The following is a 15012-nucleotide window of genomic DNA, read 5'->3' as shown; positions in this document are numbered from 1 at the left end:
GGCATTGCCCTATTTATTCAGGTCAGCATGGCCCAGCACATGCATCAGACGGTTGGCCCAGCCAAAGATGGCGATAGCGTGGATCAGGTCGATAATCTCCCCATCGTCCATTCCGGCCGCACGCAGCGGCGCAATATCTTCTGCCGTCGCTTCGGCTGGCGTGACCGACAGGCGGCGGGCAAAGTGATAGATCGCGGCGTCGCGCTCGCCCAGCGCATCGGCGCGGTCAAAATAGATTGCACTGACCACCGCGTCGTTTTCAGCCAGCTGCACGTGCCGGCGCGCATGCACCACCGCGCAGTAGCGGCAGCCGTTCACGATTGACGCGCCCAGCGCGCCCAGCTCACGATCGGCGCGATTCAGGCCGCCTTCAACATACATGATGGCGTTGAACAGCCCGGTACGTGCGGTGTAGCTTTCCGGATCGTGCACCAGCGTGCGGACATACTCCGACACCTTCTTGTTAGACGGTGTGATTTTCATCGCATCGCGCTGGGCAGGCGTGGCGTCGTCTACGCTCACCGGCGCAATATAGGGGTGCCAGTGCAGCGGCTTCAGGGAAACAGAAGGGATCATGCTGACCTCAGCAGGCGCAGGCCAGCCGCCACGCGCGTCTGGAAGTTAACAAAGGCAATGAGCTCAGAAAGCGCCACAATCTGCGGATTATTCAGTCCCGCCTGCTCCAGCAGCCGGATATGCTGTTCTGTGGCCTGCACCGGCTGGCACGTAATCAGATCGGTATGACGGACAATCGTCGCCAGCGGTTCGCCTGCCGGCAGCGCGCCTTCTGCCAGCGCCAGCAGCTCATCTGCCGGCTGCAGCTGCGCCAGTTCATGCTGATACGCCTGCTCCAGCGCGCTATCCTGATTCAGCCGCGCCATGCGCTGCGCCAGCGCCAGCCGCAGGGCTGCAGAGAGCCCCTGGTCATCTTCCGGTGTCAGCACGGAGCGACGGCACGCCTCGGCGCCATCAACAAACTCCGGCCGCAGCCGCCGCGTCTGGTAGAGCGCCGCGTCAGGGGTCAGCCCGGCGGCGCGATCGATAGCGTCACTCATAACGCGTTCTCCTGATTCAGTAAGGGGGTGGCGTCCACCCATTCATCGCCCTGTAATTCAGGCGTGTCATACGCCTGCAGGCTGGCATAGTGCTGCTCCACATCCTCGGCAAACAGCGAGGCCGCAATCGCCCGCACCAGCCGATCGGCACCGGCGCTGACCGCGGGGATATCACCGGAGACTTTGCCGTGCGTCAGCATCGCGGCATCATTGAAACAGTGAATATGTGAAAGCATCGGGCAGGCGCCGGGGGAGCGCTCGCGAAACTCAAACCCGGGTCCCAGGTCAGGCGCCTCCAGCATATTCTGGCGCGCCGGCCCCATGGCAGGCTGATAGCGACCATCTGCCCAGCGGCGGATGTGCGGGGCGATGGCGGCGAATTCGGATCGGCCGCTGAAATCGTTGCTGAAACCGGTAGCCGCAATCAGGTAGTCATAGCGCAGCGGCCCCTGCGTCGTCTCAATGACCAGCTCATCCCCTTCGGGCCTGACGGCATTGATAGCGCAGTTCAGCAAAAAACGGGCATTTTCATGACGCGAAACGCGCAGGGTGGAGGCGCGCGGCGGCGGCGTCTGGGTGGCAGCGGTATAATCAACAAACTTCCATTTCCACATATCCGGCAGCTGGTGCATACCGTGTACCACGCCCTGACTGCCGATACCGGTCATTTTATTGATGCGCGGCATCGCTTTACGGCGGATCAGCAGATCCACCCTGGCAGCGCCCTGCTCCAGCGCGGTTGCGGCATTATCCATTGACGAAGCACCAGCACCAATCACCGCAACCCGCTTACCCTGCAGCGCACGGAAGTCGATGTTGTCGGCGGAGTGTGCCCAGAAGCGGCGATCGACGCCCTGCAAAAAGGGGGGAACGGCAACGCCGCCCAGGCCGGAACGGCCGGTTGCCAGTACCAGCCGGCGGGTATAGACGCGTGCCGGCGCTGCGCCTTCCAGCGTCAGCGCAATCAGCGCCCCGGCAGGTTCAATGGCGGTAACGCGGACGCCGTTCTGTACCGGCAGATTGAGTACCTGCCGGTACCAGACCAGATAGTTCATCCACATCTCTTTCGGGATTTTGTCCAGCGCCTGCCATGCCGCTTTTCCCCACTGCGCGGTGTACCATGCGCGAAAGGTCAGCGAGGCCAGACCGAGTGCCGGTCCCTGCAGCGATTTAGGGGAACGCAGCGTCTCCATGCGGGCAAAGGTGACCCACGGCCCCTCCTCCCCTGCTGGTGCAGTGTCGTAAGCGATGCTATTGGTGATGCCCGCCAGCTGCAGCCGGGCCGTCGCCGCCAGGCCGCACATTCCGGCACCGATCACGACGACATCGCGCACCGGCTGGTCATAAGCCGTGTGCACAGGCACCCAGGGTTTTGCGGGCAGTTCAAGGTATTCCAGGTCCTGCTGTAGCTGAGCTTCCAGCGCAGCCAGACCGTCGGCAGCTGAAGTCATATAAGTATCCCCTGATGTCAGCGCAAAAAACGCTGTCAAACGCATACCCACAACCGCCGGATTTATTATCCTGATAACACATAGTTACCGGCTAATGATTGTTAATACGCATAATAAAAGCTGAGGCTTTGCATACTCCTCCTGCGACCGGGCGGAGTCAATAATAGCGCTCAGCATTTAACCAATGGATTTCTTATATCTTATGCCGGAATGGGTATAAGCCAGTTGCCACGCCCTGCAGACGCCTTAAAGCTGATTGATAAGCCGCATAACGCGGGTGTGTTCGCTTGAGGCCAGCCGCTGAAAATCGGGCAACAGCGCGGCAGCCGCGGCGGCGAGCGCTTCTACCAGCGCCTGTGCTGCCGCGGTGATCTGCCGTCCCTGCGGCGTGACCACGCCAAAGTAGTAAGGAATATCCTCTTCCAGCGTACAGATAGTGACGCCAGCCAGCGGCATTCCCCAGCCGGAAACCGGCTCCAGAATAGCCACGCCCAGCCCGGCACGAACGCAGCCAAGAATATTTGCTGATGAATTTGTTTCAATGGTTTCCGGCAGCGGCGTATTGACACGCTTCAGCGCTTTTTCATAGCGCCCGCGCAGGCGCTGCGGGTTCCAGGGGGCGATAAGTCGCCGTCCCGCCAGCTGGCTGAGCGATATCTGCGGCTGCGCCGCGAGCGGGTCGCTATCCGGCAGCGCCACCACGCAGCGCGCGTGACCAATCCAGTGCAGTACCACTGCATCATGCTCCAGCGGCAGGCTGCAGAGGCCGATGTCCGCCTCAGCGGTGATCACCGCGTGCGCCGTTTGCGCCGCAGACTCACTGATGATCTGCACTTTATTGTGCAGGCCAATCGCCGCCAGCGCCTGTGGCAGCAGCCCTGCAGCCAGCGCCGGCGTGGCCGCAATGCTGAGTGGCCGCTGCTGCTGCTGCGCGATCTCCTGCGCACGCAGCCGGATCTGCTGTAAAGAGAGCAGCGCTTTCTGCACATACTGATGCAGCTGCAGCGCCTCTTCGGAGGGGTGAATACGCGGTCCGTTGCGGATAAAGAGCGGATAGCCCAGAGAGAGCTCCAGCTCCTGCAGCTGGCGTGACACCACAGGCTGTGAGCGATTCAGCGCTTTGGCTGCGGCGGTCACGCTGCCCGCTGCAATAACCGCTGCGAACGCTTCCAGCTGACGCAGATCGAGATCGTTGAGTAAATTCATTACGGGGTGATTCCTGCATGCTTGCTCACCGGGCTGAGCATAAGTGATGCCGCCATCATAAGGTGCAGAGCCCCGTTAAGTCACTGCATAACCTGAAAGTCTCAATTTAGGTAATGACCACTCCAGAATATATTATTGCCCTGGCTGAAATGATCTCAGTCAAAAAAATCAACTGACAAAAAATTACATGTTAAATTTAAGAAATATTTTCCACCGCTGCGCTTAATTCCCTTCATACGACACTCTGTTACCTTGCAATATAAATCTGTACAACACACAGTAAAATCGTACAACTTATAAAAACCACCCTTAATTGAAGTAAGGCACTAAAAATAAAGGATAAACATCTAAAAATACCGAGATAAAATTTATTGTACAAATAGTATTTCTCTGTACACAAAACGAATCGTGATTTTATAAATTAGCTCTTAAAGAAATAAAAAATATAAAAACCCCAATTAAGATTATTCCTGACTGGCGCCCTTGTTAATCCGGAAAATAACGCTAACCTTAAGTTGCAAACTAAATACTTTAATATGCTTTACCCTCTGAGGAGTAAATGATGAGCAATCCACGTGGCGGTGCCGGTAATTTTGCCCTGAATCCTGAACGTGCCCGCGAAGCGGGGAAAAAAGGCGGTCAGGTCAGCGGCGGTAACTTTCGCAATAACCCTGAGCGCGCAATTGAAGCGGGCCGTAAAGGGGGTAAAAAGAGTCGTCGTGGCACAGATAAAGATGCTGCACAGGGTGCACAGGCTTAACATTAACGGGAGAATCTAATGACTTACGAAGAACATTTTATTGACTGGGTCAGAGATGCACACGCTATGGAGAAGCAGGCGGAGAGCATGCTGGAAAAAATGGCAGCCCGGCTCGAACACTATCCCGATCTTAAAGCGCGTATTGAGCAGCACATTGATGAAACACGTGAACAGCAGCAGCTGGTGCAGAGCGTCATTGACCGTTACGACACGTCCCGTTCGGTGATCAAAGATGCCGCAGGAAAACTGTCGGCGTTTGGCCAGGCAGTTGGCGGAATGATGACCGAAGATGAGGTGGTGAAAGGCGCCATCAGCGGCAACGTTTTTGAGAACTTTGAGATCGCGAATTACACTGCGCTCATTGCCGCGGCGGAACAGCTTAACGACAGCGAGAGCGTGTCAATTTTCACCCGCATTCGCGAGCAGGAACAGGCGATGGCCGACTGGACAGCCAATCATCTGGGCGACGTTACAAAGCAGTTCCTTATCCGCTCCAGTACACCAGGCGTAGAAGCAAAGAAATAGCGTTGGCTGCGCTTTGATTTTCTTCCCCGGACTTTGACATTGCATATTATTTATCGGCCAGCTGGCCAGCCAGCATAGTGAGGTTGCTTCTGTGCTGGCCTTTTTTATGCCTCACTTACCGGCGCGAACCGCCTCGCCTGCCACCAGATCAGCAGCGCTGTCAGCGCAATCACGCTTAGCGTGCTGAACGCCACGCTATAAGAGTAGTGCCTGACAATCATGCCGGTCAGCGCCGGACTAAAGGCGGCACCCGCTCCCTGCATCAGCATCACCGCACTCTGCCCGGCATTAACATGGCCGCTGCCGCGCAGCAGCTGCACAATGTAGCCAGGCACGGCGACGCCCAGCGTACCGGCCGCGATGCCGTCCAGCACCTGAACCGGGATCATCATCCAGGGGTTGGTAAAGCTGGCGGCGAGTACGGCGCGCAGCGGCAGCAGCAGCAGCGCCAGCATAATCAGACGCTGATACCCCAGCGTTTCGGCGCGCGCCGCCGTCCAGAGCGCTACCGGGATCATCACCGCCTGCGAGATAATAACGGTTGCAGCAGCATAAACGCCAGGATTCATGCCGCCGGGCGAGGCGGCTACGCGCATACTGAGCATCGGCAGCAGTGCCGCATTCGCGAGATGGAACAGCAGCAGCGTGATGCCTGTGGTCATCAGCGGTGCGTTGCGCGTCAGGTCAGAGAGGCGGGGAACCGCGCCGCCCGCAGACGCATCCAGACCGCGCGCTGCCTGATGATCAATATCTTTTCCGCGGATGGCCAGGATAGCGAGTGAGGTCAGCAGCGCCATCGCTGTCATCAGAATAAATACCGAGCCGGTCCCCCAGTACCATGTCGCGGCCCCGGCAATCAGCGCAGCGCTCATATTCCCGGCGTGGTTAAACGCTTCGTTGCGCCCCATCTGCCGGTTAAAACCGCGCTGTCCGGCCAGACCCAGCGTAATCCCTGCCAGCACCGGGGCAATAAACGCGGCAGAAACGCCGCTGATGATCTGCGTAATTGCTACCACCCAGCTTTGCTGTGAATACCAGAGCCACAGCGTGGCAACGGTAATCAGCGCGCAGCCACCCAGCAGCAGCAGACGTTTGTAGCGCGTGGCATCCGTAACGATCCCGGCAGGCAGCGTGGCGATAAGCCCCGCCAGCCCGCCCGCCGTCATCACCAGGCCGACATCATTTGGCTGCCAGCCACGCTGCGTTAAAAATATCCCCAGAAAAGGTCCCAGCCCGTCGCGCACGTCGGCGAGAAAAAAGCTCACCAGACAAAGCGCCTGCAGCGATCGTATCGGCATTGCTCATATTCCTGATTTTTTAGTGCGGGTCCGCCTGTTAAGTAATGGCAAAGATTCAGGAAAAGTCACGTAGTGTAAAAGTAACTAAATGAAAGCAGTGTTCGCAGCTGTCTGTCTGTATCCGGGGTGCGATCGTGCAGATGAAGGTGCTGACTGTGTCAGACCAGGAGTGGAGCGTATACGCCGGAGCGCAGAGCGAATATGGGGAGCGCAGAAAAGCAAAAACCCGGCCATAAGGCCGGGTTTTCTGAATTGTGGTGCCCGAACCCGGAATCGAACCAGGGACACGCGGATTTTCAATCCGCTGCTCTACCGACTGAGCTATTCGGGCAACGGGGCGCATTAAACCCTACCCCGGCCGCAGCGTCAAACGCTTTTCAGCAAATACGCGCTGACTGCTGACTTTTAGAGCATCCGCTGCGCTTACTGGTTAAATTCTGACACACTCTGCTGCGCTGTCGCGATGGATTTTCGCATCCGGCTGCCGATAACCGTGCTGACATCCAATAAACATAAAAAGGTCCGCCATGTTCAGCACTATTGTATCAGGTATTATGTCACGCCTTGCGTGGCAAAAGCGCAGCCGCGCGACGCTCAGTTCATTGCAGGATGCTATCGCCATGATTGAGTTTACGCCGGACGGCAAAATTATCACCGCCAACGATCTGTTTCTGGAGCGCATGGGCTATACCCTGCCGGAGATCGTCGGGCAGCACCACGCTCTGTTTTGTACGCCCGATATGGTGCACTCGGCCGCGTATCGCAATTTCTGGCAACGGCTCAACCGCGGCGAGGGGTTCAGCGATAAGTTTCTGCGCGTGGCGAAACACAGCCGTCCGGTCTGGCTGGAAGCCAATTATGTGCCGGTACAGGACCGCAGCGGCCGGGTAATAAAGATTGTTAAGCTGGCGAGTGACATTACGGCACACATTCTGGATACGCAGGAGCAGCGCGCCATGACGGCGGCTATCGATCGCTCAATGGCGGTTATCGCCTTTAATCTGCAGGGCGAAGTGCTGATGGCAAATGACAATTTTCTTAAAACCATGGGCTATCGGGAGCAGGAGATCCTTGGCCGGCACCACAGTCAGTTCTGTCCGCCAGAAACGCAGCAGAGCAACGCCTATCGTCGTTTCTGGCAGAAGCTGAATCAGGGTGAATACATCTCCGGCCAGTTTCAGCGCGTGGATAAACAGGGCCGTACCGTCTGGCTGCGCGCCACCTATAATCCGGTTTTCGATGAGGCGGGCACTCTCTATAAAATTGTTAAATTCGCCACTGATGTGACCCCGCAGGTGGAGAAGAGCCAGCAGGAGCGTGACGCTGCGCAGCAGGCGTATCAGACGGCGCTGCAGACCAGCGAAAGCACCCGCCTGGGCGCTACCGTGCTGGAGAACAGCGTGCAGACCATGAATGCGCTGGCAGGCGAACTGCACGGTATCTCCGGTGATATTACCAATCTCAGCGACTCCTCCGATCGCATTGGCGCGATTGTCGAAAGCATCCGCCGTATTGCCGAACAGACCAATCTGCTGGCGCTGAACGCGGCGGTTGAGGCGGCGCGGGCCGGACAGCATGGACGCAGCTTCGCCGTCGTCGCGAACGAGGTGCGTGCGCTGGCGGAAAATATCAATCGCGCCACTACTGAAATCGAAAACCGGGTGCGCGATAACCATCTGCTGGCAGAGAAAGCGCTGCAGGGCATTGCATCTAACCTGAAGCGCGCCGATCAGGGCGTACTGCTTGCTCAGGAGGCGGGCGACATGATGGCGGAGATCCGCGGCAGCTCAGGTGACGTGGTCCGCGCTATCGGCCACGTCACCGCGACGTTAAAAGAAGAGTAGCCGCTACTGCCCTGCCGTCTGCAGCGGCGCGTCGGATGCCGGCGGCAGGAAGATATGATCGAGAATATTGCGCATTACCGGCGCGGCGCTCACGCTCTCGTTTCCGCCATTTTCCAGAATCAACGCAATCGCCACTTTAGGATCGCTGAATGGTGCAAACGCGGTATAAAAAATATGATCGCGCAGCCGGATCGGGATCGCTTTCGCATTATAGGTCTGGTTCTGCTTCAGGCTGAACACCTGCGACGTCCCGGACTTCGCTGCAATGCCGTATGGCGCGGTATGAAAATATTTATATCCGGTGCCGTTAGGGGCGTTAGCCATACCAAACATCGCCCGGCGCACCAGCCCCCAGTATGGCGAGTTCGCCTCGCCAATCTGCGGCTGCGGCCTGACGGGCTGATAAGGCTGCTGCCAGCCGCCACGCTGCGCTTTAGCCAGCAGATGCGGCGTGATCACTTTGCCGTTATTGATCAGCGCGACCATCGCCCGGACCATCTGGATCGGGGTTGCGATCCAGTAGCCCTGCCCGATCCCGACTGATACCGTATCGCCCTGATACCACGCCCGTTTATGCACCCGCTTTTTCCAGGCGCGATCGGGGAGCAGACCGGTGTACTCTTCGTTAAGATCGATACCGGTTGACTTGCCATAGCCAAACTGGCTCAGCATCGTATGAATGCGATCGATACCCATCATAAATGCCACCTGATAGAAAAAGGTGTCTGCCGACTCCTCAATCGCTTTAGTGACGTCCAGCATACCGTGGCCCGTTTTTTTCCAGTCGCGCCAGGTGCGGTGCGTGCCGGGCAGGGTCCAGGTGGGTCCGCCAAAGAAGGTGGTCGCGGGCGTGATAGTGTGGGTCAGCAGTGCAGAGATCGCCATATATGGCTTTACCGTCGAGGCGGGCGGATAGAGGCCCTGCGTGACGCGGTTGATAAGCGGTAAATCTTTATTCTGCAGCAGCGCTTTGTAGGCTTTATAACTGATGCCTTTCACAAACGGGTTGGGATCGTAGCTGGGGCTGGAGACCATCGCCAGCACGCTGCCGTCGTGCGGATCTTCAATCAGTACCGCCGCGCGCTGGCCGGCCAGCTGCTGCTCAACATACTGCTGCAGATGCAGATCGAGGGTCAGCCAGATATTTTTGCCAGCCACCGGCGGAACCTCTTTCAGCACGCGCACGATGCGGCCATGGTTGTCGACCTCTACTTCCTGGTAGCCGGTTTTGCCGTGCAGCAATGCCTCATAGTAGCCTTCAATGCCCTGCTTGCCGATGTTATGGTCCGCGGCGTAGTTCTCCCCTCTGCCCGCCTCGTTCAGCCGCCTGTAGTCAGCGTCGTTGATTTTGGAGACGTAGCCCACCACGTGCGCCAGGTCAGCGCCGTAGGGGTATTCCCGATCCTGATAAGTCGATACGCTGACGCCGGTGAAACGAAACTGGTTCACGGCAAAGCGTGCCACCTGACGATCGGTAAGCTCCGCTTTCAGCTCGACCGGTTTATAGCGGCTGCTGTGCTGCAGCGCATGCCTGAATGCTTCAATATCATCGGGCGTCAGATCAAGCAGCGGCGTCAGGGCGCGGAGCGTGGCCGCCATATCGCTGACCTTATAGGGCGTGACCAGTACGTCATACCAGGTGACATTGTGTACCAGCGGAATGCCGTTGCGATCGTATATCAGCCCGCGTGTAGGCGCGATGGGGATCATTTTAATGTCGTTTTCGTTGGAGCGCGTCTGGTAGTAGCGGTGCTGACGGACCTGCAGACGATAAAGATTGATTCCCAGAACGATAAAGCAGGTCACCACCAGCGCAAATGCCACCAGCGCCCGCCGGGCAAACAGTTTTTCTTCAGCTTCGAAATTGCGAAAATTCATCAGGAAAGGGTCTCTTCATTATCGCGCTAATGATAAACAGCGTGAGCGTCAGAGCCAGCCTGAAGATGCACAAGCCTGGGTAAAAGTGTGTCAGATGTTTACGGAGGGAGGACCGGAGCGCATTAATGCGCTCCGGACACAGGCGAAGTTAGTCGCCCAGCAGCACCGATTCCAGTGCAATTTTGATCATATCGTTGAAGGTGGTCTGACGCTCTGCCGCGCTGGTCTGTTCGTGCGTGCGGATATGGTCAGAGACGGTACAGATGGTCAGCGCTTTCGCACCAAACTCTGCCGCCACGCCGTAGATCCCTGCGGCTTCCATCTCAACGCCGAGGATGCCGTACTTCTCCATGACATCAAACATCTGCGGATCGGGCGTGTAGAACAGATCCGCAGAGAAGATGTTGCCGACGCGCGCGTCAACGCCCAGCGCTTTTGCTGCGTCAACCGCGTTGCGTACCATGTCAAAGTCAGCAATCGCCGCAAAATCATGATCTTTGAAACGCATACGGTTTACTTTGGAGTCGGTGCAGGCGCCCAGACCAATCACCACATCACGCAGTTTCACGTCAGCACGTACTGCACCACATGAGCCGACGCGGATGATTTTCTTCACGCCAAAATCGGTGATCAGCTCTTTGGTATAGATTGAGCAGGATGGGATCCCCATACCGTGGCCCATTACCGAAATCTTACGGCCTTTATAGGTGCCGGTGAAGCCAAGCATACCGCGTACGTTGTTGACTTCCACAACATCGTCCAGGAAAGTCTCAGCGATATGCTTTGCGCGCAGCGGGTCGCCAGGCATCAGCACGACGTCCGCGAAATCACCCATTTCTGCATTAATATGTGGCGTTGCCATGGTTCTTATTCCTTTTCAAAAAAGTGTGCGCTGTTTTACAGCATGCTTTTACCGTAGTCCATGCTGGAGAGGCCAAAGTACGCGGCAATGGTCTGGCCGATATCGGCAAAGGTGTCGCGATAACCCAGCGATCCCGGCTTGACGCCCGGACCGTAGATGAGAATCGGGATATGCTCACGCGTATGCTCAGTGCCTTCCCAGCTGGGATCGCAGCCGTGGTCAGCGGTCAGGATCAGAATATCGCCCTCCTGCACCAGCGCCATCAGCTCTGGCAGACGGCGGTCAAACAGCTCCAGTCCACCGGCATAGCCTGCGATATCGCGGCGATGACCCCAGGTTGAGTCGAAATCAACAAAGTTGGTAAAGACGATAGAGGTGTCAGGCGCCTTTTTCATCTGCTCAATCGTGGCGTCAAACAGCGCGTCGAGACCGGTCGCTTTCACTTTCTGCGTGATGCCCTGATGCGCATAGATATCGGCAATTTTACCTACCGAGATCACTTCCCCGCCCTTCTCGTCGACCAGCTTTTTCAGCATGGTCGGTGATGGCGGCTCAACGGCCAGATCGTGACGGTTGCCGGTACGCTCAAAGCTGCCCGCTTTATCACCCACAAACGGACGGGCAATGACGCGACCGATGTTGTAGCCGCCTTCCGTCAGCTCTTCACGGGCAATTTCACACAGTTCATACAGCCGCTCAAGGCCAAAGGTCTCTTCGTGACAGGCGATCTGGAACACCGAGTCTGCTGAGGTATAGAAAATCGGCTTACCGGTTTTCATGTGCTCTTCACCCAGCTGATCGAGGATCACCGTACCGGAAGAGTGGCAGTTGCCGAGATAGCCCGGCAGATCGGCGCGCTCCACCAGCTTATCCAGCAGCGCCTGCGGAAAGCTGTTCTCTTTATCGCTAAAGTAGCCCCAGTCGAACAGAACCGGGACACCGGCAATTTCCCAGTGGCCGGAGGGGGTATCTTTGCCGGAAGAGAGTTCGCTGGCGTAAGCGTAAGCGCCGATGATTTCAGCATTTGGATCCAGCCCTGGCGGAAAGCGGCCGGTCGAGAGTTCTGCCGCTTTGCCAAGACCGAGCGCGGTCATGTTTGGCAGATGTAGCGGGCCTTCGCGCCCTTCGTTTGCGCGACCTTCAAAACAGGCTTCAGCGATATGGCCAAGCGTATCTGAACCCGCATCACCGAATTTATCAGCATCTTTACTGGAACCGATGCCGAAGGAGTCGAGAACCATAATAAAAGCACGTTTCATGCAAGTCTCCTGCGCGCCAGGCGCGATGACAAGTCAAAAAAAAGCGATCAGATCAGTATACCTGAATGGCTGCTGTCTGGCACGCAGTAACGCCACTATTCACTGATGCGGCGATAGACCACGGGCGTGGTTTCAGGTGCCTGGTCGCTCAGTACGATGGCGGTTCTGACCGCCTGCGCGGCTTCCTGCCACTGCGCTTCCGAGGCGGCATGGATCATCGCCAGCGGCCGCTGCGTATCAACCCGGCTGCCCAGCGCAATCATGTCGCTCAGGCCTGTGCTGTAGTCGATTGTATCAGTGGCCCGCCGCCGCCCGCCGCCCAGCGCCACAACGGCCATGCCCAGCGCCCGCGTATCCATCGCGCTGACGATCCCCGCTTCTTCTGCATAGAGCGGCCTGCTGAAAGCCGGCGCCGGCAGATAGTGATCCATCCGCTCGATAAAATCTGCCGGCCCGTTCTGGGCCGCCACCATGCGTGCGAATATTTCGGCAGCTTTACCGTTATCCAGCACCTGCTGCAGTTTCTGCCGCGCCTCGGTGTCATTCGCTGCCAGCTGGCCGGACACCAGCATCTCAGCGCAAAGCGCCATCGTGACCTCATACAGACGCGGATTGCGCGCCTCGCCGGTCAGGAACTGCACCGCTTCGCGCACTTCCAGAGCGTTACCCGCGGTTGAGGCCAGTACCTGATTCATGTCGGTAAGCAGCGCGGTGGTCTTGCATCCTGCGCCGTTCGCCACCCGCACAATCGACTGCGCCAGCTGTTCCGAGGCGGCAAAGGTGGGCATAAAGGCGCCTGAACCCACTTTGACATCCATCACCAGCGCATCCAGCCCTTCTGCGAGTTTTTTGGCGAGAATCGAGGCGGTGATCAGCGGAATGGAGTCAACCGTGGCGGTGACATCGCGCGTGGCGTAAAAGCGTTTATCTGCAGGCGCGAGCGAGCGGGTCTGCCCGATGATCGCTACCCCCACCTGTTTAATTATGTCGCGGAAACGGTCGTCGCTGGGGTAAATATCAAAGCCCGGAATGGCCTCCAGCTTATCCAGCGTGCCGCCGGTATGACCCAGACCGCGTCCGGAGATCATCGGCACATATCCACCGCAGGCGGCGACCATCGGTCCCAGCATCAGAGAGGTAACATCGCCTACGCCACCGGTTGAATGTTTATCCACTACCGGACCGTTGAGCTGCAGCGACTGCCACTCCAGAACCGATCCTGAGTCGCGCATCGCCATGGTCAGGGCAACGCGTTCCTGCAGGTTCATATCGTTAAAATAGATGGTCATCGCCAGCGCAGCGATTTGCCCTTCCGAAACGGTTTCATCGCGCACGCCATCGATGAAAAAGCGGATCTCCGCCTCACTCAGCGGCTGCCCGTCACGTTTTTTCCGGATGATTTCCTGTGGCAGAAACAAGGTTGCCTCCTGTGATTGCTGGTATATACGCGGCGCATAAATGCGCCCTCTGCGGGAATATTGGATTTTGTACCCCGTAACGGGATTTAACCCGGGCCGCATTAATGTGGCCCCTGTGGCAATGTTGGATTCCGCACCCCGCGACGGGATTTAACCCCGGTACCCGTAGGGGGCGCATTCATGCGCCCCTGGTCGGATGCCGTAACGGGATTTAACCCGGGCCGCATCAATGCGGCCCCTACGGGAATATTGGATTCCGCACCCCGCGACGGGATTTAACCCGGGCCGCATTAATGCGGCCCCTACGACAATATTCGATTCCGGCCCCTGGCCGGATGCCGTGACCGGATCTAACCCGGGCCGCATTGATGCGGCTCCTACGACAATATTCGATTCCGGCCCCTGTAGGGGGCGCATTCATGCGCCCCTGGCCGGATGCCGCGACGGGATTCAACCCGGGCCGCTATCAGTAACCCGTTTTGCTGCCGCTGGTTGCGTGGCCCAGCGTGCTGAGCAGGTTTGCCAGCAGGCTGGAGGCACCAAAGCGGAAATGACGGGCGTCGGCCCAGCCCTCACCGAGGGTGTCGTCAGCCAGCTTCAGGTAAAGAGCGGCATCTTCTGCGGTGCGCACGCCGCCGGCTGGTTTAAAACCCACCTGCTGCTGCACGCCTTTATCGCGAATAACCTGCAGCATGATGGCGGCAACTTCCGGCGTGGCGTTCACCGGCACTTTACCGGTTGAGGTTTTAATAAAATCAGCGCCGGCATCAATCGCAATTTCTGATGCCGTACGGATCAGCGCCTCTTCTTTCAGCTCGCCGGTTTCGATAATCACTTTCAGCAGCACGTCCGCTGCCGCACACGCCTCTTTGCATGCTTTAACCAGCGCAAAGCCGGTATCACGATCGCCAGCCATCAGAGCGCGATAGGGAAATACCACATCCACTTCGTCAGCGCCGTAAGCGATAGCGGCGCGCGTTTCCGCCAGAGCGATCTCAATATCCGCATTACCATGCGGAAAATTGGTCACGGTCGCAATGCGCACCTCAGGCGTACCCTGTTCGCGCAGCGTTTTACGGGCGATCGGGATAAAGCGCGGATAGATGCAGATAGCGGCAGTGTTGCCCGCAGGGGATTTGGCCTGATGACACAGCGCAATGACTTTTTCATCAGTGTCATCGTCATTCAGGGTAGTGAGATCCATCAGTTGCAGCGCGCGCTGCGCAGCAGCATTAAGGTCAGTCATAACAGGCTCCGGATGTCAGGCCAGCAGCGAGCTGCCGGATAATGTGATTATTTTAACAATTGTCGGGAACTGCCATTGCGAATCAGATCACATAAAAAAGAGATAGCAGCTCGAAATTACATAGAAAATCTGCTTAAGATCTCTTTTTGACGTGAATGCATGGCTAAACAGATCGCAACGCAGATGTAATTATTATCACAAAATCGCGCG

At 57.5% G+C, this 15012-nt stretch carries 13 protein-coding genes and 1 tRNA gene; 3 read left to right on the top strand and 11 right to left on the bottom strand.

Going from position 1 to position 15012, the window contains the following annotated elements; genetic code table 11:
* Positions 1-9 precede the first annotated feature (9 nt).
* The 4 genes from FS690_RS10525 to FS690_RS10510 form a co-directional block, all read right to left on the bottom strand.
* Positions 10-576 (bottom strand): peroxidase-related enzyme, encoded by a 567-nt coding sequence (locus FS690_RS10525; protein WP_145339600.1) that lies wholly within the window; start codon positions 574-576, stop codon positions 10-12.
* Positions 573-1055 carry a CMD domain-containing protein gene (locus FS690_RS10520; protein ID WP_145339598.1) on the bottom strand — a complete coding sequence of 161 codons (483 nt, stop codon included), beginning with the start codon at positions 1053-1055 and terminating at the stop codon, positions 573-575. Before FS690_RS10520 ends, FS690_RS10525 begins: the two co-directional genes overlap by 4 nt.
* Positions 1052-2506 (bottom strand): NAD(P)-binding domain-containing protein, encoded by a 1455-nt coding sequence (locus tag FS690_RS10515; protein WP_145339596.1) that lies wholly within the window; start codon positions 2504-2506, stop codon positions 1052-1054. Before FS690_RS10515 ends, FS690_RS10520 begins: the two co-directional genes overlap by 4 nt.
* Positions 2507-2752: 246 nt before the next feature.
* Positions 2753-3712: a LysR family transcriptional regulator gene (locus FS690_RS10510; RefSeq protein WP_052246444.1), complete on the bottom strand. Its 960-nt coding sequence runs from the start codon at positions 3710-3712 to the stop codon at positions 2753-2755.
* Between the two features lie 562 nt (positions 3713-4274).
* Here FS690_RS10510 and FS690_RS10505 point away from each other — a divergent pair.
* Both FS690_RS10505 and FS690_RS10500 read left to right on the top strand, forming a co-directional pair.
* On the top strand, positions 4275-4472 hold the full coding sequence (locus FS690_RS10505) for a general stress protein (RefSeq protein ID WP_039380126.1): 198 nt from the start codon (positions 4275-4277) through the stop codon (positions 4470-4472).
* An 18-nt stretch (positions 4473-4490) separates the two neighbouring features.
* The gene (locus FS690_RS10500) at positions 4491-4997 is read left to right on the top strand and encodes a ferritin-like domain-containing protein (protein WP_039380127.1); all 507 of its coding nucleotides are present in this window, start codon (positions 4491-4493) and stop codon (positions 4995-4997) included.
* A gap of 104 nt (positions 4998-5101) precedes the next feature.
* On the opposite strand, the gene FS690_RS10495 is transcribed toward FS690_RS10500, so the two are convergent.
* Together FS690_RS10495 and FS690_RS10490 are read right to left on the bottom strand one after the other, a co-directional pair.
* Positions 5102-6295 carry an MFS transporter gene (locus tag FS690_RS10495; protein ID WP_039380128.1) on the bottom strand — a complete coding sequence of 398 codons (1194 nt, stop codon included), beginning with the start codon at positions 6293-6295 and terminating at the stop codon, positions 5102-5104.
* 255 nt (positions 6296-6550) lie between these two features.
* Positions 6551-6626, bottom strand: a tRNA-Phe gene (locus FS690_RS10490).
* Between the two features lie 196 nt (positions 6627-6822).
* Between FS690_RS10490 and FS690_RS18620 the strand changes: the two genes are divergently transcribed.
* Positions 6823-8139, top strand: a complete 1317-nt coding sequence (locus tag FS690_RS18620; RefSeq protein WP_104085440.1) for a PAS domain-containing methyl-accepting chemotaxis protein — start codon at positions 6823-6825, stop codon at positions 8137-8139.
* A gap of 3 nt (positions 8140-8142) precedes the next feature.
* Here FS690_RS18620 and mrdA read toward each other — a convergent pair whose 3' ends face one another.
* The 5 genes from mrdA to deoC all read right to left on the bottom strand — a co-directional run bounded on the left by mrdA (position 8143) and on the right by deoC (position 14802).
* On the bottom strand, positions 8143-10017 hold the full coding sequence (mrdA, locus tag FS690_RS10480) for a penicillin-binding protein 2 (protein WP_071669246.1): 1875 nt from the start codon (positions 10015-10017) through the stop codon (positions 8143-8145).
* Between the two features lie 148 nt (positions 10018-10165).
* Complete coding sequence (deoD, locus tag FS690_RS10475) at positions 10166-10879, bottom strand: purine-nucleoside phosphorylase (RefSeq protein WP_039380134.1); 714 nt, start codon at positions 10877-10879, stop codon at positions 10166-10168.
* A 35-nt stretch (positions 10880-10914) separates the two neighbouring features.
* Positions 10915-12138, bottom strand: a complete 1224-nt coding sequence (deoB, locus tag FS690_RS10470; RefSeq protein ID WP_039380136.1) for a phosphopentomutase — start codon at positions 12136-12138, stop codon at positions 10915-10917.
* Positions 12139-12233: 95 nt separating this feature from the next.
* Positions 12234-13556 carry a thymidine phosphorylase gene (deoA, locus tag FS690_RS10465; protein ID WP_145339594.1) on the bottom strand — a complete coding sequence of 441 codons (1323 nt, stop codon included), beginning with the start codon at positions 13554-13556 and terminating at the stop codon, positions 12234-12236.
* Positions 13557-14022: 466 nt separating this feature from the next.
* Positions 14023-14802: a deoxyribose-phosphate aldolase gene (gene deoC, locus FS690_RS10460; protein WP_039380141.1), complete on the bottom strand. Its 780-nt coding sequence runs from the start codon at positions 14800-14802 to the stop codon at positions 14023-14025.
* Positions 14803-15012 lie beyond the last annotated feature (210 nt).

Source organism: Pantoea sp. PSNIH1 (assembly GCF_007680655.1).
Lineage (GTDB): Bacteria > Pseudomonadota > Gammaproteobacteria > Enterobacterales > Enterobacteriaceae > Pantoea > Pantoea eucrina.
Note: the sequence above shows the minus strand (reverse complement) of the source record. Positions and strands in the feature narration are given on the sequence as shown.

Bases quoted from the DNA above. Each gene is read 5' to 3' on its own strand.
- FS690_RS10525 (WP_145339600.1), bottom strand. From the start codon at position 576: ATGATCCCTTCTGTTTCCCTGAAGCCGCTGCACTGGCACCCCTATATT.
- FS690_RS10520 (WP_145339598.1), bottom strand. From the start codon at position 1,055: ATGAGTGACGCTATCGATCGCGCCGCCGGGCTGACCCCTGACGCGGCG.
- FS690_RS10515 (WP_145339596.1), bottom strand. From the start codon at position 2,506: ATGACTTCAGCTGCCGACGGTCTGGCTGCGCTGGAAGCTCAGCTACAG.
- FS690_RS10510 (WP_052246444.1), bottom strand. From the start codon at position 3,712: ATGAATTTACTCAACGATCTCGATCTGCGTCAGCTGGAAGCGTTCGCA.
- FS690_RS10505 (WP_039380126.1), top strand. From the start codon at position 4,275: ATGAGCAATCCACGTGGCGGTGCCGGTAATTTTGCCCTGAATCCTGAA.
- FS690_RS10500 (WP_039380127.1), top strand. From the start codon at position 4,491: ATGACTTACGAAGAACATTTTATTGACTGGGTCAGAGATGCACACGCT.
- FS690_RS10495 (WP_039380128.1), bottom strand. From the start codon at position 6,295: ATGCCGATACGATCGCTGCAGGCGCTTTGTCTGGTGAGCTTTTTTCTC.
- FS690_RS18620 (WP_104085440.1), top strand. From the start codon at position 6,823: ATGTTCAGCACTATTGTATCAGGTATTATGTCACGCCTTGCGTGGCAA.
- mrdA (WP_071669246.1), bottom strand. From the start codon at position 10,017: ATGAATTTTCGCAATTTCGAAGCTGAAGAAAAACTGTTTGCCCGGCGG.
- deoD (WP_039380134.1), bottom strand. From the start codon at position 10,879: ATGGCAACGCCACATATTAATGCAGAAATGGGTGATTTCGCGGACGTC.
- deoB (WP_039380136.1), bottom strand. From the start codon at position 12,138: ATGAAACGTGCTTTTATTATGGTTCTCGACTCCTTCGGCATCGGTTCC.
- deoC (WP_039380141.1), bottom strand. From the start codon at position 14,802: ATGACTGACCTTAATGCTGCTGCGCAGCGCGCGCTGCAACTGATGGAT.